Genomic DNA, 26,637 nt, shown 5'->3' with positions numbered 1-26,637 from the left:
CGCCGGGGGTCCCGGTGGCGCTGGCGGTCCCCGTGCTCTTGGGGACCCCGTCCCCCGGACGCCGGCCGCCCCCTGACGCGACCGGGCGTGCGGTGGCCGGACGGGAGGCGCACGGCGGCGCCGCGCCGCGCCTCCCGTCCGACGAGTGGGCAGGACACGCCGCGCGCAGGCCGCCGAACGGGCTTGATCCGTCGTCCGCCGGATTCGACTGTGACAGATCTCGCCCGCTCGCGGATGGAGCCCTGGTCACCGCCCCGACCCGCACCCGTCGCCGGCGCCAACCGCGGTCGCACGACGTGCCGTCCGCTGCCGATCCGGTGGCAGGGCCTGCCGTCGCGTCGGGAGGTGAGCGGCAGGTCGTGCGACCAGGACCTGCCTCCGAGTACCCGCCTGCCGCGCCGGCCGACCGGCCGCAGCGCCGCAGCGCCGCAGCGCCGCGGCGCCTACGCCCGGGCGATCTCCGTGACGGACGAGTGGCCCGTGTCGGGGTGCTTCCGCATCGACAGCAGGCGCTCCATCGACGGCTCGAGTGCGGTGACCTTGTCGAGCGGCGCGCTCACCACGAGCTGGAACCCGAGCCGGAGCCACGCCGTCACGGCACGCCCGGCGAACTCCGAGTCCGCCTTGATGAACGCCTCGTCGAGGAACACCGGCGCGAACCGGGGCCGCGGCCGGGTCTCGTCGCCGAGCTGGTAGCGCAGCGCCGCACCCACGATGAACGCCACCAGCTCCTGCGTCTCGCCACCCGACTTGTCCCCGAGCGAGGAGTACACGCCGAGGTCGTTGCCCTCGGGGTCGTACCGCACGGCCGTGATCTCCATGTGCCGGCGGACGTCGAGCACGGCGTCGCGCTGGGTCGTCCGTCCACGTGCTGCGGCCGGGTCGGGGCGGATGACCGCCATGAACCGACGCAGGCGGCGGAAGCGGGTCTCGAGCACGTCGTCGGTCAGCTCGGTGTCGACCGACGCCGACAGCGCGCGGAGCTCCCGTCGGAAGGCGGTGACGTCCTCGCGGGTGACCCGGCGGATCTGGATCTTCAGGCGGTCCCTGTTCGCACCGAACGGCAGCTCGCGCAGGATCTCGTTGACCGGTTCGAGCCGTTCCTCGATCTCGACGACCGCGCGGTCGAAGGCACCGGCGAGCGGGACGAGGTCCTCGCCGCTCCACTGCGACAGCCGCCGACGCCACTCGCTGCGGCGCGCGTGCAACCCGGTCGCGAGGATCTGGTCGAGGATCGCGTGGTAGTCGGGGTACGACGCGACACCGGTGCCGAGGTTCGGGTCGGGCCAGGCGTCCTGGTACCGCTGGAACGTCAGCGTGAGCGCGGTCGAGGCGGCGGCGGCGCCGTCGAGCGCCTGGGCGAGCCGTTCCTCGAGCCGGCGTCGCAGTCGGCGCGCGGCGTCGTCGAACCCGTCGATGCCGTCCGGGGCGCCGACCTCCTCGAACGTCTCGGCGAGCAGCCGGGACTGCTCGTCGTCCGGCAGCGACTCCGGGGTGTCCTCGAAGCGGGCGAGGATCTCGGCCGCGGCGTCCTGGCCGTCGACGAGCACCGCGTGGCGTTCCTCGAGCCGCGTGACGGAGAGCCGTGCACCGGCTCGACGGTCGGCGGCTTCGTCCAGGGCGCGACGGAGCCGGGCCACCGACTCGCGCAGGGTCCGGAGTCCGTCGTCGGCGGCGAGCAGCGCCTGCCGCTCGGCGTCGAGCCGCGCCAGGGACTCGTCGAGCCCGGCGACGTCGATGCCGTCCCAGGTGGTGTCGACGACCTGCTGGTGTGCGGCGCGCAGGGCGTCGAGGGTCGCGATGTCCTGCGCGACGTCGGTGCGTCGGGCCTCGAGCGTCGCGAGGTCCTGCGCGATCGCGGCGAGCTCCCGCTCGACGGAGGCCATCCGGGCCTCGTTCGTGAAGCCGATGACGTTCGACTGGCGTCGGTCGCCGTGCGCGCCGCGACGGCCGTCCCGGAGCTGACCGGACGGGGTCACGCGGCGGCCGCCACCGCCGAGCTCGGCGGCGGAGTCGACGCACCGCGCGTCGATCCGGTCGGACTCGATGCGTTCGCGGACCCAGGTGCTGAACGGGGAGTCCTTGATGGTCAGCTTGCCGGAGACCATCGCCGGGTCGCCGTCGAGGTCGAGGTGCGGGCCGGTGGGCACGCCCTCGAACTGCACGCGGACCGGGAGCTGGAGCGCGTCGATCGCCTCGCTGAAGGACGACAGCTGGTCCTCGTCGACGAGCAGCGTGCGCGCGACGGGTGCCAGCACGGACTCGATGGCCGTCCGCCAGTGCTCCTCGGCCGGGAGCACGTCGAGCAGCTCGGCGACGAACGGCAGCGCGTCGGGGGAGATGCCGGCGGCCCGGGCCATCGCCAACCGCGCCTCGTGCATCGGCAGCGGCATCGCGCCCTGCCGGTGCTCGAGTGAGCGGCGCTCCTGGCGCAGGGTCCGCTCGCGGTCGAGGAGCGGGTACTCCTCGCGCGTCAGGGCGTCCCGACGGTCGTCGAGCTCGGCGCGTGCCGTCGCGTACGACCCGAGGAACGCGTGCGACGCCGCCTGCGCCTCGGTGAACGTGCGCTCGGAGGTGAGCCTCAGTCCGAGCGCGGTGGTGCGCTCGTCGAAGGTCGCGCGCGCCCGGGCGACCACGTCGCGCTCCCGGATCCGGCGGTCGATGCGGTCCTCGAGCTGCGCGAGGGCGTTGCCGCCCTGGTCGCGGAGGCGTCCCTCCGCCTCGCGGAGCTCGACCTCGACGGCGGCGTGCCGGGCCTCGGTCGCAGCGACGTCGGCCCGGGCTGCGGTGCGCTCGCGTGCGTTGCGTTCGACCTCGGCGTCGAGCAGGGCACGCTTCCGCGATGCCGTCCAGTGCGCGAACGGCGAGACCTCGGCGCCGGTGGCGATGCCGTCCAGGGCGTCCGCCGCGGCCCGCGACCGGGCGATCTCGTCGTGCAGCTCGACGATGGGGGAGAGGATGCGGACCTTGCGCTCCTCGGTGTCCATCGCCTCGTACGCCTCGTCGAGCGCGGAGAAGTGCGCGAGGGCGCGGTCGGCCGCCTCGTACGTCCCCGGGGTCTCGAGCACGAGCGACTTGTAGAGCGCGTCGACCGTGGGCAGGTGCTGCCCGGCCTGGATCCGCGCGAGCAGGCGCATGGCCCGGTTGCCGCCACCGGAGTCGCCGATCCCGAGCCGTGTCTGGAGCGTGTACGCGAGCTCCTGGTAGGTGTCCCGCACGACGAGCCCCGGCACACGCCCGGACAGCTCGAGGTGGTGGAAGCGCGACGGCACGAAGTCCTCGAGCCGGCGGAGGTCGAACGTGTCGTCGACCGTCGCCATGGTCATCTGGATGTCGCCGACGCCCCGCGCCCGCTTCGGCACGAGGTACGCCCGCAGCACCGTGAAGCGCCGCTCGTCGTCGTTCCGGAAGGTCACGGCGACGGCGCCCCAGGTGGTCTGGTCGTCGCCGCGCAGGTTCACGTCGCGCAGGGCGCCCGTCTCCGGGTCGCGGCGGGTGTCCACCTTGCCGCGCAGGTACGTGAGCAGGTTCCGCTGGTCGGCGCTCCGCGCACGCCCGGTGGTCGCGTCGTTCGAGGCGCCGTTGAACGGCACGTCGGACGGCATCATGACGGCGAGGTAGGCGTCCATCAGGGTCGACTTGCCGGTGCCGGAGGCGCCCGAGATCAGCGTCGCGGTCCCGGACAGCTCGACCTGACGGTGGCCGTGGAAGCCGCCCCAGTTGACGACCTGCATCGACTCCGCCCGCCACTGCGCGACGGTGTCGAAGAGCGCCGGCAGGGCGCCGGTGTCGATCGCGGTGTCGGTCATGCGTCCGTCTCGCCTTCGTCGTCGGGGTCGGTCTGCTCGGCCGGGAGGCCCGTCACGGCTCCGTCCGTCGGCGCACCGCCGTCGGTGGTCGCGTCGCGGAGCCACCGGTCCAGTTCGCGGAGCTGCTCCAGGGGGAGCAGGACCTCGACGACACTGGCCACGCGGAAGCGGTCGGGGTCGGTCGTGCGGATGAGGATGCGCGCGGTCACGAGTCGCTCGACGGCCTTCGCGACACGGGACTCGTCCCGGGTGCGGTCGGTGGTCGCCGGCAGGAAGCCGGACACGTGCCCGATGATCTCGGACCGGTCGACCACGACCTGGTCGAGGCCCGGCCGGGCGTCCGCGCGGAGGCGCATGCGCAGGTAGACGAGGACGATCGTCTCCTCACGCGTCCACGGCACGTCACGCAGCAGCGTCGGGAAGGCCCGGCGCTGGCTCTCGGACCGTGCCTGGCGCTTCCAGGCGACCTCGCGGTCGCGGTCGACGTGCAGTTCGAGGAAGAGGTCGTTCAGCCGCGACCGGAGCTGGTGCTCACCGTCGGTGATCGCGCGCCACTCGTCGGCGTGCGTCCGCGCGCTCACGTAGGTGTGGCGGAGCAGCGCGACCAGGGCGCGGCGCTGCGGCTCGTCGAGCCGGCCCTCGTCGCCCTCGAAGAGGGCGAAGCTCGACTCGTCGCGTTCCTCGTCCTCGTCGTGACGCTCGTCGAGGACGAGGTCGGAGCCCTCGGGGTCCGTCTCGTCGACGGGAGCCGTCGTGGTGTCGCTCACCGTGCCTCCAGGCCGTTGTCGTCGTCGTGCTGGTCGTCCGCCCCTGCGCCGGTCAGGGACGCCGAGGGCATGTGGAAGGTGACCGTCTCGCCGTCCGGTCGCACCGTGCGGTGCGGGACCAGGTGGGTGGCGGTCTCGAAGTCGTCGTTGCCGGTGAGCAGGTGCGCGAGGCCGAAGAGCTCGACCGGACGGCGCTGCTCGGGCGGCAGCGCGTGGAAGGCCGAGACGCTGTCCGGGGCGCTGCGGAGCGCGGCGCGGAGCTCGGCGAGCAGCGGTCCGCCGTGGCGGCGCAGCGACTCCACGTCGAGTTCCTCGAAGACGTCGTCGTCGGGCTCCTCGATCGGCGGTGGCACCGCCTCGTTGTCGGGGTCGTAGAAGCGCTCGCGCAGGGTGCCGACCTCGGCGGTCGCGGGGAGCAGTCCGAGCGGGACGCGGTCGCGGGCGGACCCCGAGTCGATCCACGCGGCGAGCCCGCGGTTCACCGAGCGGAGCACCGCGTCGAGCTCACGGTCGCGGACGACGTCGTGGGCCACGATCTGGTCGCGGAGCGTCGCGGTGAGCTGGCGTCGCTGGGCGAGCACGTCCTCGATGCCCTGGCGCAGGATGCTCACCGTGTTGCGGAACGCCCGGCGCTCGCCCGCCCCGAGGGACTCGGCGAAGGGGTGCGCGAGGATCGTCGCGATGTCGTCCCGGAGCCGGAGCAGCAGGGCGTCGTCGCGCAGAAGCTCGAACGCGCCCTCGAACGCCCGACCCTCGGGAGTCGCCTGCATGAGGTCGTCCGTCCGGGCCAGGTAGTCGTCGAGGATCTCGCCGATCGGACGGACCTCCTGCCGGAAGTCCTCGACGATCGAGCGGTGCATCGTCGCGACCGCCTCCTCGACGCGCTTGAAGTCGCTGGGCAGCTGCCGGATGAGGTCGGCCACGTTCGTGTAGCCGTCGTGCATCCGGGCGTCGTCGACCTCGGTGACCTCGCCGCGGGCGATCCGCTCGCGTTCGGCCTGCAGCTCCGCGATCTGGGCGTCGATGCGACGGACCTGCACGTCCGGGTCCGGCTCCGCGCTGGCCGCCCAGCGGTGCACGGCCTCGACGATCATCGCCAGGCGGCTCTCGCTGATGAGCGCCCGGTCGGCGCTCAGGGCGTCGACGAGGTTCAGTGCCTCGAGGGCGTGGCTCGTCAGCGAGTACTGCTCGTCGCCGTCGGGGGAGTTCGAGCGGACCAGCCACTGCGCCGCCACCCAGTCGCGACAGAGCGCGCGGCCGTTCGGGCGGGCGTCGGCCTCGTTCTCCCCGTGTTCGCTCGCGGGGACGCGGGCACCGGTGGACTGCAGACGGGCGACGTGCTCCTCGACCTGCAGGTGCATGCGGTCGGCCGGGACGTACTGCACGTCACGGTCGAACACCGTGCGGAACACCGCGATGACGGCGGCGCTCGTCGGGCGGGACATCAGCCGGAGGGTCGGGCGGTCGAGCACCGCGCGCACGCGGGAGAACTCGAGGTCGACGTCGGTCATGGGTCCTTGCTCGCTGGTGTGTCGTGACGGTCCGGGCCGAGGAACGAGAAGAGCCCGACGCGTGTGCGCCGGGCTCTGCTCGGGTGTTCTTCAGGCCCTGAATGGGCACGTGGGCGATACCAGACTCGAACTGATGACCTCTTCGGTGTGAACGAAGCGCGCTACCAACTGCGCCAATCGCCCCCTGCACTTGCGTGCCAGTCGATAGTAGCGGACGTTCGGGCCTGCACCGAACACGGCGCGTCACCCGGGTGTGGCGCGGGCGCTCTCGGTGCCTGGTGCCTGGTGCCTGGAGCGTCGTGCTCGTGCGTGGTGCGAGTGCTCGTGTGTGGTGCTCGTGCTGATGCGTGCTGGCGCCGGGTGGGAACGGGTGTACCTGATGGGAACGGGCGTACCTGGTGCTCCGCGACGACCAGGTTCGCCCGTTTCCACAGAGCACCGCGGCCGTCATGGGAAAGAACGGGCACTCGAAAGCCCCGCGATCCGCATGAATGCGGGGGACACGCCCGGTGAACGAGGAGGATTTTGGCGGAAGGCGTCCGGTTCGTATAGAGTTCTTCTCGTCGCCGCGACAGCGGAGAGACAAGAGCGGCCCTCGGGTCGCCGGAATGCGGATGTGGCGCAGTGGTAGCGCATCACCTTGCCAAGGTGAGGGTCGCGAGTTCGAATCTCGTCATCCGCTCGAGTGTGGGAGTCCCCGGACGACCACGACTCACCAGAGGGTATCCCACCGTTCGGGTACTCACGGAGACGTGAACCTCGATGGTGGGGTGGCCGAGAGGCTAGGCAGCGGCCTGCAAAGCCGTCCACGCGGGTTCGAATCCCGTCCCCACCTCCAGCAACACCCTCCAAGATCCTGCACGACCCTGGTCAGCAGATCTCTGGGCGATTGGCGCAGCGGTAGCGCGCTTCCCTGACACGGAAGAGGTCACTGGTTCGATCCCAGTATCGCCCACCATCTGAGAACCCCCGCTCCGGCGGGGGTTTTCTCGTTCCTGCGGTCGGAACACGGGATCCGCGACGACGCCCCTCCATCGCCCGTGGCCGTCGCCGAGCTGGTGGCCGTCGTCGGCCGGTCGGGAGCGACTACTGGACGATGTGCAGTGCCCTGAGTCGATCGACAGGGCCGACGGCCCAGCACCGCTTGCCGAGTCCGGAGGCGATGCCTGCTTCGACGTGCGCGGCAGCGCCCGCAGGGAGCACGAGCACGAATTCGTCGGCTGCCCGGAGCGCGGCGAGGTCCTGTTCGAAGCGCTTCCGCACCGCCGTCGAACCGAGCGCAGCGTCGTCGGCACCTCCTGCGACCCCGAGGACGGCGGCCTCGTCGTCGTCGTCCTCCGCTCGCACGAAGGTGCCCGGACCACCTTGTACGGTGTCGGTGACGAGGAGGATGCCGTGACCGTGGAACGGGTGCTCGCCGGTCCGTGCGTGGCGTGGCCGGAGGACAGCAGCTTCATCCGAGAGGTCCTGGACCGCACCGGTGACAAGTGGACCGTGCTCGTGATGACCACGCTCGGCGACCGGACCCTGCGCTACTCGGACCTGCTGGCGAGCATCCCCGGCATCTCGCAGCGGATGCTGACCGTGACACTCAAGGCACTCGAGCGCGACGGACTCGTGGTCCGGCAGGCCCACGCGGAGATGCCGCCCCGGGTGGACTACGGCGTGACCGACCTGGGTCGGTCGTTGCAGGTCGCGGTGATGCAGCTGGCGCAGTGGGCTGCGGAGAACCACGCCGCCGTCGCCGCGAACCGGGCGCTGCACGAGCGGATCGGCGTCGGCCGGGCACGGTCCGTCGACGCGGACACGCACCCGGCCGGATGACCGTACGGCACCGAGGTCGAGCGCCCAGTTGCGCAGCGCCGCACCGCCGACGGTGACGACGGTCCTGCCCGGGCGCTCCGGGCCGACCTGCGTACAGTGGGCGCACGAGGGGGAGCACATGGGGGAGATCCGGCGCGACGAGGCGGCGGCCGGCACGACGACGAGATCCGGGTCGAGGACACACTGCACAGCGCTGCTCGGTCCGACCACGGCACTCGTCCTGCTCGTGCTCACCGGCTGCGCGAGCACGACACCGCGCGGCTCCGAGGTGGATGCGGCGACCGCGAAGCGGTCGATCGTCGATCTCGTCGAGCGGTCGACGTCCGCGGTCGGTGGCGACTGGACGGTCTACCGTGGCCCGGCGGTCGAACCGTGCGGACAGGACGTCGGGGATCGCGTCCGGTACGTCTACATCGTGGAACGAGCCGGCTCCACCACCGGGCGGCAGCGTGACGTCGAAGCCGTGCGTGCGGTCTGGGAGGACGCGGGCACGGACGTGGTCGACACGGACACGGGTGGTGCAGGCACGCGGGTCGGCATCCGCGGGACCAGCGGTTCGGTGACCTCCATCGGTCTCGATGCGGGGCCGGATCGGTACAGCATGTCCGGGGTCAGCGTGTGCGCGCCCGGGAACGCCTCGGAGCTGCGGGACGACGAGTTCGGGGACGAACGGTGAGTCGCGGGACGAGCTGGATCGCCGTGCTCGTCGTGACCGCAGCGGTCCTCACGGCGTGCAGCGCCGACCCCGGCGGATCCGGGACGGATGCGTCCCACGCGAAGCGGTCGATCGTCGACGTGGTCGAGCACACCACGGAGTCGATCGGCGGGGACTGGAGCGTGTACAGCGGCCCGGCGGCGGAGCACTGCGAACGTGCCGGCGCTGCGCCCGGAGCTCGCTGGAGCTACGTCGTCGAGCGGACGGCTCCGGACGGAGTGGACCCGGCCGCTGACGTCGAACGGGTCGAGCAGGCGTGGAACGAACTCGAGATCACCACCGAGCGCTTCGCGAGCGGATCGGCGGACCCCCTGCTCGGCGTCCGCGGTGCCGGAGGGCCCGTGACGTCGATCGGGTTCGACGCCTTCCCCCAGCGCTACAGCGTGACCGCGGAATCGACCTGCTTCGACGGGAGCGTCGCGGAACTCCGGGGAGCGGGGAGCTCGTGACCGATGACCGGCGGACCTACCGGATCGTCTCCCGCATCGGCTTCACCGCTGCTCCGGCGATGTTCTTCCTGCCGCTCCTCGTCCCGATGTTCTCCGGCGGCTATCGGTCGTGGCCGATCGTCTGCATGACGGCGGCGTTCGCGGTGCTCGTCTCCGCGTCCTCGTTCGCCGCCATGGCGAGCACGCCACCTGACGGGAACCCCGGGGCGCACCAGCTGTGGGCGATCCCGGTCGCCGTCGTCGCCCTGCTGCCCGGGGCGGTCCTCTCCTCCGGGCTGTACCTGACGGTGGTCGCCCTGCTGAGCCAGGCAGCTGCGACAGCGCCGGGCTGATGGAAGACGCCCGCCTGACAGGACACGCCAGCCCGACGACGGGCGCGGACGGTGCTCGTCAGACCGGCCGGTAGATCACGATCGGGGGAGCGGACGGGTCGCCGTCGTCGTGCGCGTCGCCCGTGGCGAGCCAGGTGCGACCCTCGTGCTCGATGGTCGTCGGCAGGTTGCCGTGCACGAGGATGCGGACGGCCGGCGAGTCGCCGTCGATCAGGTCCACACCGTGTGCCTCGGTGCCACCGGGGTTGTCGTGCACGTAGCTCATGCCCCGAGTGAACCCGGTCGGCCTGGGAGTCCGGGACCGTCCGGCCGCTCGCAGGGTTCGGGTCGCCGCGATCGGCCGGACGAGGGGTGGGTGGCCCCGGCGCCCCGCCCGGACGGACTCGGGGCACCGAGGAAGCATCCGGAGCCGACGGCGGCTCGGATGGGTCGGCGTCCGAGGCTTGCGGTTTCCCGCAATCCCGCACCCGACGGCGATCGACGGTGCGTGCGACGCGCCCGGCTGCGCCGTGGATCACGGTCGCGGGAACGGTTCGGGGTAGAGTGTGCGTGTACGCGGATGTGGCGCAGTGGTAGCGCATCACCTTGCCAAGGTGAGGGTCGCGAGTTCGAATCTCGTCATCCGCTCGGAACACGAAGGCCCTGGTCACCGACCAGGGCCTTCGTCGTCTCAGGCCCGGTCTCCTCGGAGAACCGGGACGACCAGGACTGTCACGCGCCGCCGAAGCGCTCTGCTCGGACGTCGGACAGGTCGTGGCCGAGCTCGCCGAGCCACCGCAGCACCTGCTCGACGAACGGGGTCGACCCGCAGACGTAGACGAGCGCTCCGGACCCGGGCGGCAGGACGGCCCGATCGAGTCGCTCCCGTGTGAGACGCCCCACGGGTTCGTCGGACCCCTCCGGAGCGCGTCGGCTGTACACGTGCGTGACCTCGAGCGGCGCGGCCGCGCGCAGGGCGTCCGCGAGCTCCTCGCGGAAGAACACGTCCTCCGGCGTGCGGGTGGCGTACAGCAGCCGGAACGGCGTCCGGTCGCTGGCCTCGGCGTGCGCGGTGACCATCGGGAGCAGCGGGACGATGCCCGACCCGCCGGCGATCAGCTGCACGGGCCTCGTCGACGCACCGGGCCGCCACACGAACCACCCGCCGAGGGGCCCGTGCACGTCGAGGGCGTCGCCGACCTCGATCGCGTCGACCAGGAACGGGGAGACCTCGCCGCCCTCGACCCGGTCGACCGCGAGCGTCACCCGGGTGCCCGCACCGGACGAGGCGATCGAGTAGGAGCGCGACGCCTGGTAGCCGTCCTCGGCGGTGAGGCGCAGGTCGAGGTGCTGCCCCGGGTCGTTGCCCGGCCAGGTCGGGACGTCGAGGACGATGCGGCGCGCGACCGGGGTCTCCGGTGCGACGGAGGCGACCGTGGCGGCGTGCCAGGCCGGCCGTCTGCGGGCGGGGGCCGACGCGCTCGGGGCGGTCCGCGCCTCCAGGCCGTCGACGGGGGAGGGACCGCTCACCAGTACCGCTCCTCCTTCCAGGGGTCGCCGTGCATGTTGTAGCCGGCGTTCTCCCAGAAGCCCGGCTCGTCCTCGGCCTGCATGACGATGCCGCGCACCCACTTCGCGCTCTTCCAGAAGTACAGGTGGGGCACGAGCAGGCGGGCCGGGCCACCGTGCTCGGGGGTGAGGGGCGCGCCGTCGGCCTCGAAGGCGATCCACGACCGTCCACCGAGCAGCTCGGCGCGTGGCACGTTCGTCGTGTAGCCCCCGAAGCTGTGCACCGTGCAGAAGTCGAGCGAGGTCTCGACGTCCGCGAACAGGCGGTCGAGGGAGACGCCACGCCAGGGCATGTCGAGCTTCGTCCAGTGGGTGACGCAGTGGATGTCGACGGTGACGTCCTCGACGCCGAGGGCGTGCACCTCGTCCCAGGTCCAGGTGCGGAGCCCCGTCTCGGTGCGGATGGAGAAGCTCCAGTCGGCCGGCTCGATGTCGGGGGTGGCCCCGGCGGAGAGCACCGGCCAGTCGCGCACGAGGGTCTGTCCGGGCGGGATGCGCGGGTCGTCGCGGTCGTCGCGGCGGCCGCCGAAGCCCCGGGTGAACGTCGCCATGGAAGCTCCTCGTCTCGGTGCGGCGGCTCCCCGCCGTCCCGCTCGGTCCGGCGCTCCCGCGGACCCGCCGTGTAACGGATCGGTAAACACTGGAGCGCGTCGTCACCAGCGTACCGATGCCCTCGGATCGGTGCGCCCACGGGCATCGAGGGGGCGCCGAGCGGCCGTCGGGCCGAGGAGCGGGGCTCGCGCTCCGAGCTGGCTCCCTCTATCGTTCACCGGAACGATTACCAGGAGGGGTCACCCCGAATGCAACCCATCGTCCACGACGACCGCGACGTCCGCGGTCCCAGCCGGCGCACACTGCTGACCGGTGCCGCCGGGCTGGCCGGGCTCGGCCTGCTCACGCTCACCGGGTGCAGCTCCGGCGCGGCAGCCGGCACCGCGGCGCTGCCCGAGGCCGCCGCGACCGGCGCGACCCGAGCGGGGGGACGGCTCCGGGTGGCACGCCCCGCTGCCTCCGCCGCGGAGACACTCGACTCGGCCAGCTCGCTGTCCGCCTACGAGTACCTCGGTGCCCTGTACAACCGGCTGGTCAGGCTCGACGAGCAGGGGACGACCGTGCCCGACCTCGCCGAGGAGTGGTCCGCGAACGCCGACGGCACCGAGTGGACGTTCCGTCTCCGGCGTGGCGTGCGCTTCCACGACGGCGCACGGTTCACCGCGGACGACGCGATCGCGAGCATCCGGCACATCCTCGACGAGGCGACCGCGTCGCCGCAGGCCGGGGTCCTCGGTGAGGTCATGGACGCCTCGTCGATGACCGCGGTCGACCCGTACACGCTCCGGTTCGCGCTCACGAAGCCGAACGCCGAGTTCCCGTCGCTGCTCACCGCCTACCAGTGCTACATCGTGCCGGCGGGCGCCGTCGCGGACATCGGCCGGACGGGCATCGGCACCGGTCCCTTCCGCCTCTCGTCCTTCACGCCCGCCGGTGCCGGGAGCGTCGAGGCGTTCGAGGACCACTTCGCGGGTCGCCCGACGCTCGACGGCATCGACTTCTTCTCCGTCCAGGACACCACCGCGCGCGTCAACGCCCTGCTCGCGGGCCAGGTCGACCTCATCTCGCAGACGAACCTCGACTTCGCCACCGCCCGGGTCGTCGCGGCCTCGGACCGAGCGACGATCGCCCGCTCCACGAACGCGCAGTGGTACACGATCCCGATGCTCGCGACGAGCGACGAGTTCGCCGACCCGAGGGTCCGACAGGCGATGAAGCTCGCGTACGACCCGCGGACGATCGTCGACACGGCCCTGCAGGGCACGGGGGCGCCCGGCTGGGACAACCCGGTGCCGCCGCAGCTCGCCACCTTCGTCGACGAGCACCGCGAACACGACCCGGACAAGGCGCGCGCACTGCTCCGGGCCGCCGGTGCCGAGGGGCTCCGCACGTCCATCTACACGTCGTCCTACGAGTCGGTCTTCACCCCGATGGCGGTGGCCTACCGCGACGCGGTCGCCGACGCGGGCATCCGGCTGACGATCCGGAACGCGAGCGCCGACTCCTACTACACCCAGATCTGGATGCAGAAGCCGCTCATGGTGAGCTACTGGTTCACCGGGCGGCCGATCGACCAGCTGCTCAACCAGATCTTCCGCACCGGGTCCTCCTACAACGAGAGCGCCTGGTCGAACCCGACCTTCGACACGCTCCTCGACGACGCCCGCGCCGAGATGGACGACGCGAAGCGCCGGACGCTCTACCAGGACGCCCAGCGGCTCGTCGTCGAGGACGGCGCCGACATGACCCCGATGTTCGGGGACCGCCTGGTCGGGCTGTCCCGCGACGTCGTCAACTACTCGGAGTACGGCTTCGAGTTCGACTGGCTCCGGATCGGACTGCGCCGATGAACGTCCTCGTCCCCGCCCTCCGTCGACTCGGCATCGCCGTGCTCACGGTGGTCCTCGCATCACTGTTCGTGTTCCTCGCGGTGCAGGCGCTGCCCGGCGACGTCGCGCAGCAGCTGCTCGGGCAGAACGCCACGCCCGAGGCGGTCCAGCAGCTCCGGGCGACCCTCGGGCTCGACGAGAACGTCTGGCTCCGTTACCTGCAGTGGCTCGCCGGCGCCGCACACGGCGACTTCGGCACGTCGCTCGTCAGCGGCGAGCCGGTGGCGCCGACGCTCCTCACGGCGTTCCGGAACAGCATGCTCATCGCCCTCCCGGCGATGCTGGTCGGCGTGACGCTGTCGCTCGCGCTCGGCGTGCTCGCGGGTGTCCGCCGCGGTCGTGCGACCGACCGGATCGTCTCGACCGTCAGCCTCCTCGTGATGAGCGTCCCCGAGTTCATGGTCGCGACCGTCCTGGTGCTGCTGTTCGCGATCGGCCTGCCGGTGTTCCCGGCCGTCGTGCTCCGCGGGAGCGACGCCACCGTCGCGGAACTCCTGCCGACCGTCTGGCTGCCGATCGTCGTGCTGACGCTCGCGATGGCGGCGTACATCCTCCGCACCGCGCGCTCGTCGACCATCGACGTGATGGCGTCCGAGTTCGTGACCACCGCCGAGCTCAAGGGCCTGACGATGCGCAGGGTGGTGTGGAAGCACGCACTGCCGAGCGCGCTGCTGCCGACGCTCAACGTCATCGCGCTCAACGTCGCCTGGCTGCTCGGCGGGGTGGTGGTCGTGGAGAACGTCTTCAACTACCCGGGCATGGGCAAGCTCATGCTCGAGTCGGTCTCGAACCGCGACCTGCCGACCATCGAGGCGATCGCGCTGCTGAGCGCCCTCGTCTACGTCGTCTGCAACCTCGCGGCCGACCTCGTCGCCCTCGCACTCGACCCGAAGCTCCGCACGCGGCAGCGCCGCACCCGGACCCGCCCGGTCCGCAGCACACGGAAGGCCCACGCATGACCGCCGTCGCCCCACGCTCCCGCAGCGTCCTCGGCGCGGCCGTCGCGCCGTTCCGCAGCTCGACGGCACTCGGCGTCGGCCTCGCGTTCATCGCCGTGCACCTCGTGCTGGCGGTGCTCGCGCCCGTCATCGCCGGACACGACCCCGTCGCGACGGACGCCGCGGACGTGCTCGCCGGCCCGAGCTGGGCCCACTGGCTCGGCACGGACCAGTACGGACGCGACCTGCTGTCGCGCACGCTCAACGGCGGCCGGTACGCGCTGCTCGTGACCTTCCTCGCCACCACCATCGCCGTCGCCGTCGGTAGCGTCCTCGGCTGCGTCACGGCGTACGCGGACAACTGGTTCGACGAGGTCGTCATGCGCGTGGTCGACGCGCTGCTCAGCGTGCCCTCGATCCTCGCGCTCCTCGTCGTCGTGACCGTCTTCGACGCCGGACTCTGGGTCATCGTGCTCGCGGTGACCGTCGTCTACGCACCCGCCGTCACCCGCGTCGTCCGTGGTGCCGCGCGGACGGTGATCACGCAGGACTACGTCACCGCGGCCCGCGCCCGCGGCGAGCGCGCCGTGTCGATCGTGTTCCGTGAGATCCTGCCGAACGTGCTCGACGTCGTCCTCGTCGAGTTCGCCATGCGGGCGTCCTGGATCGTCCTGCTCGTCGCGTCGCTGTCCTTCCTCGGCTTCGGGGCGAACCCACCGACACCCGACTGGGGGCTCATGGTGCAGGAGAACCGGACGGCGCTGACCGTGGTGCCGATCGGCACCCTCGCGCCGATCGTGGCGCTGGCGACGCTCGTCGTCGGCCTCAACCTCGCCGCCGACGGGCTGGCCAAGTCGCTCGGCGTCGACCGCGCACAGCAGGGAGCGGGCGCATGACCGACCAGCAGACCGTCCACCGCCCGCAGGCGGGGGAGCCCGAGCAGCGGCCGCTCGTACGCGTCGAGGACCTCGCCGTGTCCTACGCCGCCGGGCGTCGCACGGTGCCCGTCGTGCGCGGCGTGTCCTTCAGCGTCGCCGCTGGTCGCACGCTCGGCCTCGTCGGTGAGTCGGGCAGCGGCAAGTCCACCGTGGCCCGCACCCTGCTCGCACACCTGCGCGCGGGGTCGCGCATCACCGACGGCCGCGTCCTCGTCGACGGTCAGGACGTCTTCGCACTCTCGGCCGCGGGGCGTCGGGCGCTGCGGGGCGGGACGGCCTCGGTGGTGGCGCAGAACGCCGGGCAGGCGCTCACCCCGTCGATGCGCGTCGGGGAGCAGGTCCGCGAGGCCCTGCGCGCACACGGCGAGCCCGACGGGCCCGACCGCGTCGCGGAGCTCGTGCGGCTCGTCCGGCTCCCCGACCCCGACACCATCGTCCGGCGCTTCCCGCACCAGCTCTCCGGTGGGCAGCAGCAGCGCGTCGCCATCGCCATGGCGGTCGCCGCGCGCCCGCGCGTCCTGGTGCTCGACGAACCGACGACCGCACTGGACGTGGTCACGCAGGCAGCCGTCCTCGACCTCGTCGCCGACCTGGGCCGCGAGCTCGGCATGGCCGTGCTGCTCGTGAGCCACGACCTCGGGGTGGTGTCCGCGATGGCGGACGAGATCGCCGTCATGCGCGCCGGTGAGGTCGTCGAGCACGCCGCGACGGCGGCGCTCTTCGCCGCGCCGCAGCACGAGTACACCCGCGCGTTGCTCGCCGCGGTACCGGACGGCCGACGGCCGGAGCAGCGACGACCGGAGCAGCGCCGGACGGGAGGCGCGGACCGCCCCCGGCGCGACGCGAGCGTCCCCGGGACGGTCGCCGACACCGCGACCGGCAGCGTGCCTCCCGGGTCACCGGTCGAGCCGCCGGTCGAGCGCCCCGTCGTCGACGCCCAGGACCTCGTGGTCCGGTACCGACGCGGCCTGCCGGCCGCCGTCGACAGTGTCTCGTTCGCCATCGCGCCGCGCGAGACCCTCGCGGTCGTGGGGGAGTCGGGCAGCGGGAAGTCCACGCTCGCGACGACCCTCGCCGGCCTCGTGCCCGCCGAGTCGGGCTCGTTCACCTACGACGACGGCACGGTGCGCGGTGACCTCCGCGAACCGGTCGCCGCGCGGTCGCAGGAGCTCCGACGTGCCGTGCAGCTCGTGTTCCAGAACGCCGACACCTCGCTCAACCCCCGTCGCACCGTCGGTGCCGCCGTCGGTCGGCCGCTCCGGCTGTTCACCGGGAGCTCCTCGCGGGCGCGCGTCGGCGAACTCCTCACGCAGGTCGGACTCGGCCCCGAGTACGCCGACCGGCTGCCGGCGCAGCTGTCCGGCGGACAACGGCAGCGCGTGGGCATCGCCCGCGCACTGGCAGCCGAGCCCCGGCTCGTGATCGCCGACGAGATCACCACGGCGCTGGACGTGCAGGTCCAGGCCGGCATCCTCGCGCTGCTCGACGACCTCCGCCGCGAGCGCGGGCTGAGCTGCCTGTTCATCAGCCACGACCTCGCCGTCGTGCGGGGCGTCGCCGACCGGGTGGCGGTGATGACCGGCGGGCGCATCGTCGAGGTCGGCCCGACCGAGCGCGTCTTCACCGGGACGAACCACCCGTACACGCGCACCCTGCTGCGGGCGACGCTCGAACCGGGGCAGACCGAGCTCCCCGACGTCGGCGACGGCGTGCAGCGCTGGCGGGACGCCCCGGGCTGGACGGACCACGGCGACGGACACCGCACGAGGAACTGGGAGGACGCATGAGCACCCCGCACCTGACCGCGATCGGTCCCGACCCGCGGCTGCCCGAGGGCGTCACGGTCCGGGACGAGTGGATCCCGATGCCCGACGGCGTCCGGCTGCACGCGCGCACTTGGGCTCCCGCCGACCCCGACGGACCGCTGCCGGTGCTCCTGGAGTACCTGCCGTACCGGCTCGACGACTGGACCGCCCCCCGCGACTCCGAACGGCACCCCTGGTACGCGCAGCACGGGTACGCGTCGGTCCGGGTCGACATCCGCGGCACGGGGTCGTCGGACGGCTTCTTCGACGACGAGTACAGCGAGCAGGAGCTCCGCGACGGCGAGGCGGTCATCGCGTGGCTCGCCGCGCAGCCGTGGTCCTCGGGTGCGGTCGGGATGTTCGGCATCTCGTGGGGTGGCTTCAACGCGCTGCAGCTCGCCGCACGGGCCCCGGCGGCCCTGCGGGCGATCGTCACCGTGTGCTCGACCGACGACCGGTACGACAACGACGTGCACTACGTCGGCGGTGCGGTCCTCGGCATCGACATGACGGCCTGGGGCGCCACCATGTTCGCCTTCAACTCGCGACCGCCGCGTCCCGAGGTCGTCGGGCCGGACTGGGTCGACCGGTGGCGGGCACGGCTGGACCGGAACCGGCCGATGACCCCCGTGTGGCTGTCGCACCAGGAGCGCGACGACTACTGGCGGCACGGCAGCGCGGGTGAGGACCACTCGGCGATCCGGGCAGCGGTGCTCGCGGTCGGCGGGTGGGCGGACCCCTACCGGGACGCCGTGCTCCGCCTGGTGGAGCACGTCGACGCACCGGTGAAGGGCATCGTCGGGCCGTGGTCGCACCAGTACCCGGACCGCGGTCTCGCGCCGGGGCCGTCCATCGGGTTCCTGCAGGAGACGCTCCGGTGGTGGGACCGGTGGTTGCAGGACGTCGACACCGGGGTCGAGGACGACCCGGCCCTCCGCGCCTGGATCAACGAGGGCGAGGCCCCCGCCACCCACTACGCCGAGCGCCGGGGCCGGTGGGTCGCCGCCGAGGCCTGGCCGTCGACCGCCTCCGCCGACCGCACGGTCCCCCTCGACCTGCTGCGCGGTGGTGGGGACGGCCCGGTGGTCGTGCGGTCGCCGCAGCACACCGGTGTCGACGCCGGTCGGTTCTTCCCGTTCGGCAACGCCACCGACCTGCCGCCGGACCAGCGCGCCGAGGACGGCCGCTCGGTGTGCTTCGACCTGCCCGTCGACGAGGCGTTCGACGTCCTCGGCAACGTCACGGTGCGCCTCACCGTGACGAGCGACCTCCCGCGGGCGACGCTCACGGTCCGGCTGTGCGACGTCGCGCCGGACGGGTCCTCCACACTCGTGACCCGCGGCGTGTGCAACGCCGCGAAGCGGGCCGGAGCCGACCGTGCCGACCCGCTCGAGCCCGGCGTGCCGACCGAGCTGGACGTCCGGCTCGTCTCGACCGGACACCGCTTCGCCGCGGGCCACCGGGTGCGGCTCGCGGTGTCCTCGTCGTACTGGCCCTGGGTCTGGCCGCACGGTGCCGCGGCGACCGTGACGCTCGACCCGGCGGCGTCGTCCGTCACCCTGCCCACGTGGACGAGGGCGACGGACGACGGTGTGCGGTTCGAGGAGCCGATCCGGTCGACCCCCCTCGCGATCGAGCGGACCTCGCCCGTCGACCCGCTGCCGCAGCGGACCGTCACGCACGACGTGGAGACGGGGGAGTGGACCCTCGACGTCGACCCGGGGTACGGCGGCGGCCGCGTCTACCCGGACGGGCTCGTCTTCACCGAGGACGCGCGCGAGACGTACCGGATCCGACAGGACGACCCGACGAGCGCTCGTGCCACCTCGCGCTGGGCGATCGGGCTCGACCAGCCGGAGTGGGCGGCACGGGTCGAGACGACGTCGGACGTGACCGCGACGGCCGACGCCTTCCACCTGGTGAACACCGTGCGCGCCTGGGCCCGCGACGGCGCGACCGGAGCGCCCGAGGTGCTCGTCGCCGAGCACACCTTCACCGACGAGGTCCCGAGGACGTCGGCGTGACCGGGGCCTCCCGCGTCCGGCAGCGTCCGGAGGTGCGCCGGGCGATGATCGTCGACGCGGCGCGCGCGGTCATCGTGCAGCGCGGCGTCGGCGCGACGGGCCTCCGCGACATCGCGGCGGCGGCGGACGTGTCGGTCGGCACGGTGACCTACCACTTCGGCAGCGTCGCGGAGATCCTCAACGAGGTCGTCGTGCTCGAGACGGAGCGCTTCTACGGTGCGATCGTCGCCGCGGTGGACGCCGAGCCGGACCCCGTGGTCGGACTCCGCATGCTCGTCGGACCACTGTTCGGCGACACCGAGCAGGTCCGGCAGCACTGGCGCATCTGGTCGGACTACTGGACCGCCGTCGCCCGACGGCCGGAGGTCGCAGCGGAGTACGCCGAACGGATCCGCGTGTGGGAGGCGTGCCTCGTCCGTGTGGTCGAGCGCGGGCTCGCCGACGGCGTGTTCCACACCGACGACGGCCCGGAGGTCGTGGCGCTGCGACTCGCGGCCTACAGCGACGGTGTCGCGACGCAGATCGCGCAGGGCGTCCCGACCCTCACCAACGCGGTCGCGCTCGCGTGGATGTGGCGGTTCCTGTCCCAGGAGCTGGGGATCGACGCGGCAACGATCGCGGGCGCGGGGCAGGGGACCCCCGACGAGGGCTGACGTGCCCCGGTCCTGCTCCGCCGGAGCGGGGCAGCGCCGGAGCACGTCAGCGCCGGTGCGCGCTCGTCTCGTGGTCGTCGAACAGGACGTCGGGAGCGTCGACCCGGCGGTCGGTCACGGTGGTCGGGCTCTCGAGGTGCACGGCGCCGGACGGCAGGATGCCCGCGCCGCCGAAGCGCTCCATCACCCGCCACTGCGCGACGACGTCCTCGCCGGAGTGCTGCGGGGGCAGGGCGTCCCAGAACCGGAAGCCCCCCACCTGTTCGAGGGCGTCACGGTCGTAGACGACGCACGCGCCGACCCAGGCGACCCGGTAGGGCACCCACCCTCCGGTCTCGACGTCGAGCTCCGCTGCGACGTGTGCCGGGTTCGCGGCGTTGTGCAGCGACAGCCGGTCGAAGCCGGGCGTCCCGCGGCGAACGACCTCGGGCACGACCGGGCCGTCCCACGGTTCGAACACGGCGGTCTCGTGCGGTCGACGGTCCTCCAGGTACGACAGGCCCTGGACGGCGCTGCCGACGAAGCCGCACCCCAGGTCGCGGAGCGCGTCGAGCATCCGGCGGACGGTGCCCGGTTCGAGCCAGACGTCGTCGTCGAGGTAGAGCACCGCGGGAGCGGTCGCGTGGTCGAGGAGGTGCTGGCGGTGTTCCGCCAGACCACGCCGTTCCGGGTGGGCGAGGAGCGTGACGGGACGGCCCTGTGCCTCCAGGACGCGGAGCATCGCGGCCACCGCCGGTTCGGCGGCGGCGTCCTGGCCCGCTGACTGGTCGCTGAGGACCAGGCGCAGGTCGACGTCGGTCTGTGCCGCGAGCCCGGCGAGCGTCGTCGCGAGCTCGGCCGGCCGCCCGACGGTCGGCACCAGGACGTCGACCTCGGCCGGACCGCGGTCGTCCGTCCGGGGGCGTGCCCAGGCACCGGACCAGCGGGCGGCGGTCACGGTGCCGGGTCGGGCTCGACGGCGGGTGCCGTGGAGTCCGCGGTGTCGGTCGCCGGAGCCGTGCCGGCGGCTGCGGCCGCGGCGGCGGTGGCCTCGCGGATGCGCCGCACGACCGCGGTCGTCGAGTGCTCCGGCACGTAGTCGACCATCACGACCTCACCGCCGTACGCCCGGACGACCCCCGTCTCCTCGAGCATCTCGGGGGAGTAGTCGCCGCCCTTGACGTAGACCTCGGGGCGCAGGCGCTCGATGAGCGGGATCGGGGTGTCCGTCGCGAAGACGGTCACGAGGTCGACGCAGGCGAGGGCTGCGAGCACGCCCGCCCGGTCCTCGGCGGTGTTGATCGGACGCTCCGGACCCTTCAGCCGGCGGACCGAGTCGTCGTCGTTGAGGGCGACCACGAGCAGGTCGCCGAGCTCGCGGGCCTGCCGGAGGTAGGTGGTGTGCCCGCGGTGCACGACGTCGAAGCAGCCGTTCGTGAAGACCACGCGACGGCCGGCGGCACGGGCGGCGTCGACGGCCAGGGCGAGGTCGTCGTGGTCGACCACGGTCGCGGCGGGGGCCGTCACGGAGTCGATCAGGGCCGCGGCGGTGCAGACCGAGGTGCCCGCCTCGCGGACCACGACGTCGGCGGCGGCCTGCGCCACCGCGATCGCGTCACGGAGCGGAGCACGCACGGCCAGGGCGACCGTGGCGGCGGCACAGAACGTGTCGCCCGCGCCGGATGCCTGCTGCTCCGACGCCGGCGTCGCGCGGGTTCGGAAGGCCTGGTCCGCGCCGGGCTCGAGCAGGACGGTGCCGTCGCGGTCGAGGGTGACGACCGCCGCACGGGCGCCGCTGCGGGCGAGGACCTCCTGCCGGGCGTCTACGACGACCGGCACCCGGGCCGAGCCGGCTCCGAGGTCGCGACCGAGCAGGCCGGCGGTCTCGCCGGCGTTCGGGGTGACCAGGTCGGGGTGCAGGTCGGCCCACCGCGTCAGGTCGTGGGCATCGACGACGACGGTACCGGGGCGGTCGCGGTCGAGGACGGGCACGACGTCCTCGGGTTGCACACCGAGGCCGTAGTCGCACACCACGGCGGCGTCGGCGCCCCGGACGGCGCGGGCGACGGCCTCGCCGAGGCGGGTACCGGCGTGCGCGTCCGGCGTCGCCGCGATCTCGTCGACGCGGACGACCACGCGGTCGCCGCCGACCACCCGCGACTTCGTGGTGGTGCGGGCACCGGCGACCTCGACCAGGTGGGTCGTGTCGACGCCGGCGGTCTCGAGCCGGTCGCGGAGGACGCGTCCGGACTCGTCGTCACCGATGAGTCCGACCATGCGGACACGGGCGCCGAGGGCGCGGGCGTTCACCGCCGTGTTCGCGGCGCCGCCCGGGACGGCGACCGTCTCGGTCACACGGACCACGGGCGCCGGGGCCTCGCGGGAGACGCGCTCGGCCTCCCCGACGGTCCAGCGGTCGAGGATGCAGTCGCCGATGACGACGACGAGCGGTTCGCGGTCGTCGACCGAGGCGACCAGGTCGCGGACGAGACGGACGTCGGCGGTCATCGGGTTCCTCCGGTGGTGCGTGCGGGGGCGGACTCGAGGTGCACGACGGTGGTGGTCGTCATCTCGTCGAGCAGGTGCGGGCCGTAGCCGAAGCCGGCGCCCGAGGCCCCGCGCGGCTGGGCGCTGCCGCCCGGTGCGCCGCCGAACACCGCGTTCACCTTGACGGTGCCGACGGGGAGCTCGGCTGCGGCGCGGAGGGCGTGACCGGTGTCGCCGGTGAGCACCGTCGCGGCGAGGCCGTACCGGTCGGCCGCGGCGAGGCGCAGGCCCTCGTCGAACGACTCGACGACGCGGACCGGTGCGAGGGGACCGAAGGTCTCCTCGGTCATCACGACCATGTCGTCGGTGCAGTCGGTCAGGACGGTGGCCGGGTAGAACGTGCCGACACCGCCGGGCGTCGTCCCGCCAGTGCGCACGGTGGCGCCGCGCTGCACGGCGTCGTCGACGTGCGCCTGCACCGTGCCGCGGAGCCGGTCGTCGACGAGCGGACCGAACTCGGCGGCGGGCGATGCCGTCCGTCGCTCCGCCTCGGCGACGAGCGCCGCGGTGAACTCCTCGGCGACATCGCGGTGCACGTAGACGCGCTCGACGCTCGTGCAGATCTGACCCGTGTTCGCGAAGGCGCCGAGCGCGACCTGTGCGGCGGCCCACGCGGGGTCCACGTCGGCGTCCACGACGACCGCGTCGTTGCCGCCGTTCTCGCGGATGACGTGCGCGCGCGTGCTCGCGGCGACCTCGGAGAGGCGGTCGCCGGTGGCGGTGGAGCCGACGTGGGCGTACACGTCGATGCCGTCCTGCTCGAGCAGCGCCTCGCCGGTCGAGGCGTCACCGTCGACGCCCACCAGGACGCCCTCCGGCAGGACCTCGGCCAGCAGCGTGTTCAGCCGGGCGATCGTGCCGGGGCACCGCTCGCTGCCCTTGTGCACCACGGTGTTCCCGGTGACGAGCGCGGCACCGAGGATCCCGAGCGCCACGGCCACCGGGTCGTTCCACGGCGTCAGGGCGAGCACCACGCCGCGGGGGTGGGGGACCGACCAGTCGGCCGCACCGAACTGCCCGCGGAGCGCCTCGCCGCGGTGGACCGGGCCGAGCTCGGCGTACTGCACGAGCGTCCCGATGCCGGCCTGCACGCCGCCCATCGCGTCGCCGGGCACCTTCCCGGTCTCGCGGGTGTTCAGGTCGGCGAGCTCCTGGGCGTGGTCACGGAGGTGCGCTGCTGCTGCGTGCAGCAGGGCTCCGCGCTCCGCCGGTGCGGTGCGCGCCCACGCGGGTGCGGCCGCCCGTGCGCGCGCGACAGCGTTCGCGACGTCCTCGCTCGTGGAGCGCGGGGTCGTCGTGGCGATCGACCCGTCGACGGGGTCGGTGACGACCATGTGGTCGGTGTCGGTCGCGGTCGCTGACGGGGTGGCGAGGGTCATGGTGTCCTTCCGGAGACGGGCGTACGGTTCCACGCTGCTCCCGGGGACCTGTGCGGGGTGCCGGTTTCGGGTGCTCGGTCCGGAGAGCGCACCGGTCGGGTCCGGGACGGCGTCGGCCCGGCAGCGCTCTCGGCTCGGTTCCGGTAGACGGGTGTGGTGCAACTGATCGGCAACGGTGGAGAACGCTTCGACGACGTCCGGGAGATCGCGGTGCTCCGCGGCGGTGGCCTGGGGGACCTGCTCTTCGCGGTCCCCGCGATCGAGGCGCTGCACGCCGCGTACCCCGACGCCCGCATCACGCTGCTCGGGAGCCCGCTGGCCTCGGCGGTCCTGCGCGGACGGACCGACGCGGTGCACGCGTTCGAGGAACTCCCGGTGTCGCCCGGGGTGCGGGACGCCGGGGAGGGTGCGCCGGCGCTGCACGACTTCGAGTCGCGGCTCCGCGGCCGGTTCGACCTCGCCGTCCAGCTGCACGGCGGCGGTCGGAACTCGAACCCGTTCCTGCTGCGCCTCGCCGCACCGCACACCGTCGGCACCGCGACCGAGGACGCCGAGGTCCTGGAGCGGTGGGTCCGCTACGTCTACTACCAGCACGAGGTGCTCCGCGGGCTCGAAGTCGTCTCGCTCGCCGGTGCCGCCCCGGTCACCCTGGACCCGCGCGTGCACGTGAGCGCCGAGGAGCGCCGTGCCGTGCGCGACCGCCTCGGCGTCGCCGGCCACTTGGTGGCCGTGCACCCCGGCGCGACGGACCCGCGGCGCCGGTGGAGCCCCGAGCGGTTCGCAGCCGTGGTGTCCGCGCGGCTCGACGCCGGCGACGACGTCGTGCTCGTCGGCGACGCGACGGACGTGCCGGCGGCGCAGGCCATCCGCGGTGCCGTGCCGGTGGCCCTGCACGACCGTCTCCACGACCTGACCGACGCCCTGCCGCTCGCGGAGCTCCCCGCGGTGCTCGCGGCCGCTGACGTCATGGTCGGCGACGACTCCGGCCCGCGGCACCTCGCCGTCGCGGTCGGCACCCCCACGGTCGGCGTGTTCTGGTTCGGCAACGTGGTGAACGCGGGCCCGATCGACCGCGGACGGCACCGGGTGCACATGTCCTTCGTCACGCGCTGCCCGGTGTGCGGCATCGACGTGACCCAGGTCGGGTGGACCGCTGAGCGCTGCGAGCACGACCCGTCGTACGTCGACGAGGTCCAGCCCGAGGCCGTGCTCACCGACGTCGAGGACCTCCTCGCGACCGTGCGACCCCGGGAGCGAACGGCCGCACCGGTCGTCTGAGCCGGCGCAGGAGTGCACCCGGACGCCGGCTCCGACCCCGTCGGGAACCGAGCGATCGGGCGGGACGTGCCACGCGCACTGCGCCGAGCGGGCGCGATCCGTCGCCGGGCGGCGCCGAGCGTGACGGATCGGGCCCGCTCGGAGAACCGAGCGGGCAGACCCAGCGGGCAGACCCAGCGGGCAGACCGAGCGGACAGCCGGGCAGCTGGACCGAACGACGGGAGGCGCGGTACCGACCGGCACCGCGCCTCCCGTTGCGTCGTCAGCGGGGCCTACGGCCAGCTGGGCTCCGTCGCGGGCATGATCGACAGCTCGCGGATCTCGCAGCCGGCCGGCTGCGACAGCGCGAACAGGATCGAGTTCGCCACGTACTCCGGCTCGATGAGCTGCGCGTCCGGGCCCGGCTTGTACTGCTCGGTCCGGCCCTCGAAGAACGCGGTGCGCATGCCGGCGGGGATGATGTTCGTCACACCGATGCGCCCGGCGGTCTCGGCGGCCAGCGCCTGCGAGAAGCCGCGCACGCCGAACTTCGACGCCGAGTAGGCCGTGCCGTCGCCGACGCCCTTGAGCGCGAGCGACGACGAGATCGTCACGACTCGGCCGTGCGTCGCCTCGAGGGCGGGCAGCGCGGCGCGCACCACGGCGGCGGTGCCGAGCAGGTTGACCCCGACGATGCGCTCCCAGTCGCCCGAGGAGATCCCGCCGATCGGCGCGGGCTTGTCGATGCCAGCGGCGGTCACGACGGCGTCGAGTCCGCCGTGGCGCTCCGCGGCCTCGCGGACGGCGCGCTCGGTCGCCTCGGTGTCCGTGACGTCCACGGCGACGGCGTCGGTGCCCTCCGGGACGCCGTCGACGCGCAGGTCGAGGACGATGGGGGTGCCGCCGGCCTCGACGACCGCGGCGACGACGGCCGCGCCGAGACCGGAGGCGCCGCCGGTGACGAGGACGCGACCGATGGGGGTGGTGGGGACGGGCATGGACTTCCTTCCGGGAGTGGCGTGGTGCCGGTCCGTCGGCGGTGCCGACGGGACGTGTGTGGTGACCGGTGACGGACGGGAGGCCCGTGGCGGCGGTGCGCCGTGCCTCCCGTCCGACGTGTGGTCGGGGTGGGTCCTCAGCCGACCGCGGCGAGTGCCGCGGCGAGCCGCGTGGTGGACCGACCGGAGTGGAACGGGACGGTGACGACCCGACCGCCCCACTCGGCGAGCGTGGCTGCCTCGGGGAGCTCGCTCGCGGCGTAGTCGCCGCCCTTCGCCCAGACGTCCGGGCGGAAGCGGCGGAGGGCCTCGTCCGGGGTGTGCTCGTCGAAGACGACCACGGCGTCGACGCAGTCGAGCGCGAGCAGCAGCTCGACCCGGTCGTCCTGCGTCATGATCGGGCGCTCCGGCCCCTTGAGGGCGCGCACCGAGTCGTCCGAGTTGAGGCAGACCACCAGGCAGTCGCCGAGCGCCCGCGCTGCGGAGAGCGTGCGGGCGTGCCCGGCGTGGAGCAGGTCGAAGCAGCCGCCGGTGGCGACGACGGTCCCACCGGCGCTGCGGACGTCGTGCACGACGCGCAGCGCGTCGCGGTCCACGCCGGGGACGGGCACCGGAGCCGGGCCGTCGTCGGCGAACAGCGCGGTCACGCCGCCGGCCGCGAGGTACTCCGAGGCAGCGAGCACGCCCGCGGCGACGGCCTCCGCGACGTCGGCACCCTCGGCG

Annotated in this window: 23 protein-coding genes and 5 tRNA genes; 15 read left to right on the top strand and 13 right to left on the bottom strand. The window is 73.4% G+C overall.

Annotation, left to right across the window (positions count from 1 at the left end; translation table 11 throughout):
• Window positions 1-443: 443 nt before the first annotated feature.
• From ACH0A8_RS15625 to ACH0A8_RS15610, 4 genes are all read right to left on the bottom strand, one after another.
• Window positions 444-3,809 (bottom strand): ATP-binding protein, encoded by a 3,366-nt coding sequence (locus ACH0A8_RS15625; RefSeq protein ID WP_406907513.1) that lies wholly within the window; start codon window positions 3,807-3,809, stop codon window positions 444-446.
• A complete protein-coding gene (locus ACH0A8_RS15620; protein WP_311205381.1) occupies window positions 3,806-4,576 on the bottom strand; it encodes a DUF4194 domain-containing protein in 771 nt (256 codons plus the stop codon). The genes ACH0A8_RS15625 and ACH0A8_RS15620 overlap by 4 nt, the downstream gene beginning before the upstream one ends.
• Window positions 4,573-6,087, bottom strand: coding sequence for a DUF3375 family protein (locus tag ACH0A8_RS15615; protein WP_311205382.1), 1,515 nt, complete (start codon window positions 6,085-6,087; stop codon window positions 4,573-4,575). Before ACH0A8_RS15615 ends, ACH0A8_RS15620 begins: the two co-directional genes overlap by 4 nt.
• Before the next feature lie 110 nt (window positions 6,088-6,197).
• Window positions 6,198-6,270, bottom strand: a tRNA-Val gene (locus ACH0A8_RS15610).
• Between the two features lie 427 nt (window positions 6,271-6,697).
• Between ACH0A8_RS15610 and ACH0A8_RS15605 the strand changes: the two genes are divergently transcribed.
• From ACH0A8_RS15605 to ACH0A8_RS15595, 3 genes are all read left to right on the top strand, one after another.
• Window positions 6,698-6,769, top strand: a tRNA-Gly gene (locus ACH0A8_RS15605).
• Window positions 6,770-6,851: 82 nt separating this feature from the next.
• Window positions 6,852-6,925, top strand: a tRNA-Cys gene (locus tag ACH0A8_RS15600).
• Between the two features lie 45 nt (window positions 6,926-6,970).
• Window positions 6,971-7,045: transfer RNA gene (locus ACH0A8_RS15595), tRNA-Val, on the top strand.
• Between the two features lie 128 nt (window positions 7,046-7,173).
• Here ACH0A8_RS15595 and ACH0A8_RS15590 read toward each other — a convergent pair.
• Complete coding sequence (locus tag ACH0A8_RS15590) at window positions 7,174-7,434, bottom strand: hypothetical protein (protein WP_406907512.1); 261 nt, start codon at window positions 7,432-7,434, stop codon at window positions 7,174-7,176.
• Between the two features lie 48 nt (window positions 7,435-7,482).
• On the opposite strand from ACH0A8_RS15590, the gene ACH0A8_RS15585 reads away from it, so the two are divergent.
• From ACH0A8_RS15585 to ACH0A8_RS15570, 4 genes are all read left to right on the top strand, one after another.
• Entirely contained in the window at window positions 7,483-7,911 is a 429-nt protein-coding gene (locus ACH0A8_RS15585) for a helix-turn-helix domain-containing protein (protein ID WP_066658199.1), read from the top strand.
• Window positions 7,912-8,029: 118 nt separating this feature from the next.
• A complete protein-coding gene (locus ACH0A8_RS15580; protein ID WP_406907511.1) occupies window positions 8,030-8,587 on the top strand; it encodes a hypothetical protein in 558 nt (185 codons plus the stop codon).
• The gene (locus ACH0A8_RS15575) at window positions 8,584-9,075 is read left to right on the top strand and encodes a hypothetical protein (protein ID WP_406907510.1); all 492 of its coding nucleotides are present in this window, start codon (window positions 8,584-8,586) and stop codon (window positions 9,073-9,075) included. The genes ACH0A8_RS15580 and ACH0A8_RS15575 overlap by 4 nt, the downstream gene beginning before the upstream one ends.
• The gene (locus ACH0A8_RS15570) at window positions 9,072-9,407 is read left to right on the top strand and encodes a hypothetical protein (RefSeq protein ID WP_066654221.1); all 336 of its coding nucleotides are present in this window, start codon (window positions 9,072-9,074) and stop codon (window positions 9,405-9,407) included. Before ACH0A8_RS15575 ends, ACH0A8_RS15570 begins: the two co-directional genes overlap by 4 nt.
• 58 nt (window positions 9,408-9,465) lie before the next feature.
• Here ACH0A8_RS15570 and ACH0A8_RS15565 read toward each other — a convergent pair whose 3' ends face one another.
• On the bottom strand, window positions 9,466-9,672 hold the full coding sequence (locus ACH0A8_RS15565) for a hypothetical protein (protein WP_406907509.1): 207 nt from the start codon (window positions 9,670-9,672) through the stop codon (window positions 9,466-9,468).
• Window positions 9,673-9,962: 290 nt separating this feature from the next.
• Between ACH0A8_RS15565 and ACH0A8_RS15560 the strand changes: the two genes are divergently transcribed.
• A tRNA-Gly gene (locus ACH0A8_RS15560) sits at window positions 9,963-10,034 on the top strand.
• An 84-nt stretch (window positions 10,035-10,118) separates the two neighbouring features.
• On the opposite strand, the gene ACH0A8_RS15555 is transcribed toward ACH0A8_RS15560, so the two are convergent.
• Both ACH0A8_RS15555 and ACH0A8_RS15550 read right to left on the bottom strand, forming a co-directional pair.
• Window positions 10,119-10,916 (bottom strand): FAD-binding oxidoreductase, encoded by a 798-nt coding sequence (locus tag ACH0A8_RS15555; RefSeq protein WP_406907508.1) that lies wholly within the window; start codon window positions 10,914-10,916, stop codon window positions 10,119-10,121.
• On the bottom strand, window positions 10,913-11,506 hold the full coding sequence (locus tag ACH0A8_RS15550) for a molybdopterin-dependent oxidoreductase (RefSeq protein WP_066654225.1): 594 nt from the start codon (window positions 11,504-11,506) through the stop codon (window positions 10,913-10,915). Before ACH0A8_RS15550 ends, ACH0A8_RS15555 begins: the two co-directional genes overlap by 4 nt.
• A gap of 249 nt (window positions 11,507-11,755) precedes the next feature.
• Between ACH0A8_RS15550 and ACH0A8_RS15545 the strand changes: the two genes are divergently transcribed.
• The 6 genes from ACH0A8_RS15545 to ACH0A8_RS15520 are packed head-to-tail and all read left to right on the top strand — an operon-like array spanning window position 11,756 to window position 19,754.
• Complete coding sequence (locus ACH0A8_RS15545; RefSeq protein ID WP_406907507.1) at window positions 11,756-13,357, top strand: ABC transporter substrate-binding protein; 1,602 nt, start codon at window positions 11,756-11,758, stop codon at window positions 13,355-13,357.
• Entirely contained in the window at window positions 13,354-14,355 is a 1,002-nt protein-coding gene (locus ACH0A8_RS15540) for an ABC transporter permease (RefSeq protein ID WP_066654229.1), read from the top strand. The genes ACH0A8_RS15545 and ACH0A8_RS15540 overlap by 4 nt, the downstream gene beginning before the upstream one ends.
• Entirely contained in the window at window positions 14,352-15,230 is an 879-nt protein-coding gene (locus ACH0A8_RS15535) for an ABC transporter permease (RefSeq protein WP_406907506.1), read from the top strand. Before ACH0A8_RS15540 ends, ACH0A8_RS15535 begins: the two co-directional genes overlap by 4 nt.
• Window positions 15,227-17,059 (top strand): dipeptide ABC transporter ATP-binding protein, encoded by a 1,833-nt coding sequence (locus ACH0A8_RS15530; RefSeq protein WP_406907505.1) that lies wholly within the window; start codon window positions 15,227-15,229, stop codon window positions 17,057-17,059. Before ACH0A8_RS15535 ends, ACH0A8_RS15530 begins: the two co-directional genes overlap by 4 nt.
• Window positions 17,056-19,101 (top strand): CocE/NonD family hydrolase, encoded by a 2,046-nt coding sequence (locus ACH0A8_RS15525; RefSeq protein WP_406907504.1) that lies wholly within the window; start codon window positions 17,056-17,058, stop codon window positions 19,099-19,101. Before ACH0A8_RS15530 ends, ACH0A8_RS15525 begins: the two co-directional genes overlap by 4 nt.
• Window positions 19,098-19,754 carry a TetR/AcrR family transcriptional regulator gene (locus ACH0A8_RS15520; RefSeq protein WP_251160230.1) on the top strand — a complete coding sequence of 219 codons (657 nt, stop codon included), beginning with the start codon at window positions 19,098-19,100 and terminating at the stop codon, window positions 19,752-19,754. Before ACH0A8_RS15525 ends, ACH0A8_RS15520 begins: the two co-directional genes overlap by 4 nt.
• A 46-nt stretch (window positions 19,755-19,800) precedes the next feature.
• On the opposite strand, the gene ACH0A8_RS15515 is transcribed toward ACH0A8_RS15520, so the two are convergent.
• From ACH0A8_RS15515 to ACH0A8_RS15505, 3 genes are read right to left on the bottom strand one after another with little or no spacing between them, the layout of a single operon-like run.
• Window positions 19,801-20,691 (bottom strand): glycosyltransferase family 2 protein, encoded by an 891-nt coding sequence (locus tag ACH0A8_RS15515; RefSeq protein WP_406907503.1) that lies wholly within the window; start codon window positions 20,689-20,691, stop codon window positions 19,801-19,803.
• The gene (rfaE2, locus tag ACH0A8_RS15510; RefSeq protein ID WP_209682645.1) at window positions 20,688-22,241 is read right to left on the bottom strand and encodes a D-glycero-beta-D-manno-heptose 1-phosphate adenylyltransferase; all 1,554 of its coding nucleotides are present in this window, start codon (window positions 22,239-22,241) and stop codon (window positions 20,688-20,690) included. The genes ACH0A8_RS15515 and rfaE2 overlap by 4 nt, the downstream gene beginning before the upstream one ends.
• On the bottom strand, window positions 22,238-23,659 hold the full coding sequence (locus tag ACH0A8_RS15505) for an aldehyde dehydrogenase (protein WP_209682643.1): 1,422 nt from the start codon (window positions 23,657-23,659) through the stop codon (window positions 22,238-22,240). The genes rfaE2 and ACH0A8_RS15505 overlap by 4 nt, the downstream gene beginning before the upstream one ends.
• Before the next feature lie 156 nt (window positions 23,660-23,815).
• Between ACH0A8_RS15505 and ACH0A8_RS15500 the strand changes: the two genes are divergently transcribed.
• Window positions 23,816-24,937, top strand: coding sequence for a glycosyltransferase family 9 protein (locus ACH0A8_RS15500; RefSeq protein WP_209682640.1), 1,122 nt, complete (start codon window positions 23,816-23,818; stop codon window positions 24,935-24,937).
• A gap of 272 nt (window positions 24,938-25,209) precedes the next feature.
• Here ACH0A8_RS15500 and ACH0A8_RS15495 read toward each other — a convergent pair whose 3' ends face one another.
• Together ACH0A8_RS15495 and ACH0A8_RS15490 are read right to left on the bottom strand one after the other, a co-directional pair.
• A complete protein-coding gene (locus ACH0A8_RS15495) occupies window positions 25,210-25,914 on the bottom strand; it encodes an SDR family oxidoreductase (protein ID WP_066654246.1) in 705 nt (234 codons plus the stop codon).
• A 137-nt stretch (window positions 25,915-26,051) separates the two neighbouring features.
• Window positions 26,052-26,637: adenylyltransferase/cytidyltransferase family protein (locus ACH0A8_RS15490; RefSeq protein ID WP_406907502.1), on the bottom strand; the 586-nt coding region annotated here is incomplete at its 5' end.

It is taken from the genome of Curtobacterium sp. 179-B 9B NHS, from assembly GCF_045370965.1.
Taxonomy (GTDB): Bacteria; Actinomycetota; Actinomycetes; order Actinomycetales; family Microbacteriaceae; genus Curtobacterium.
Note: the sequence above shows the minus strand (reverse complement) of the source record. Positions and strands in the feature narration are given on the sequence as shown.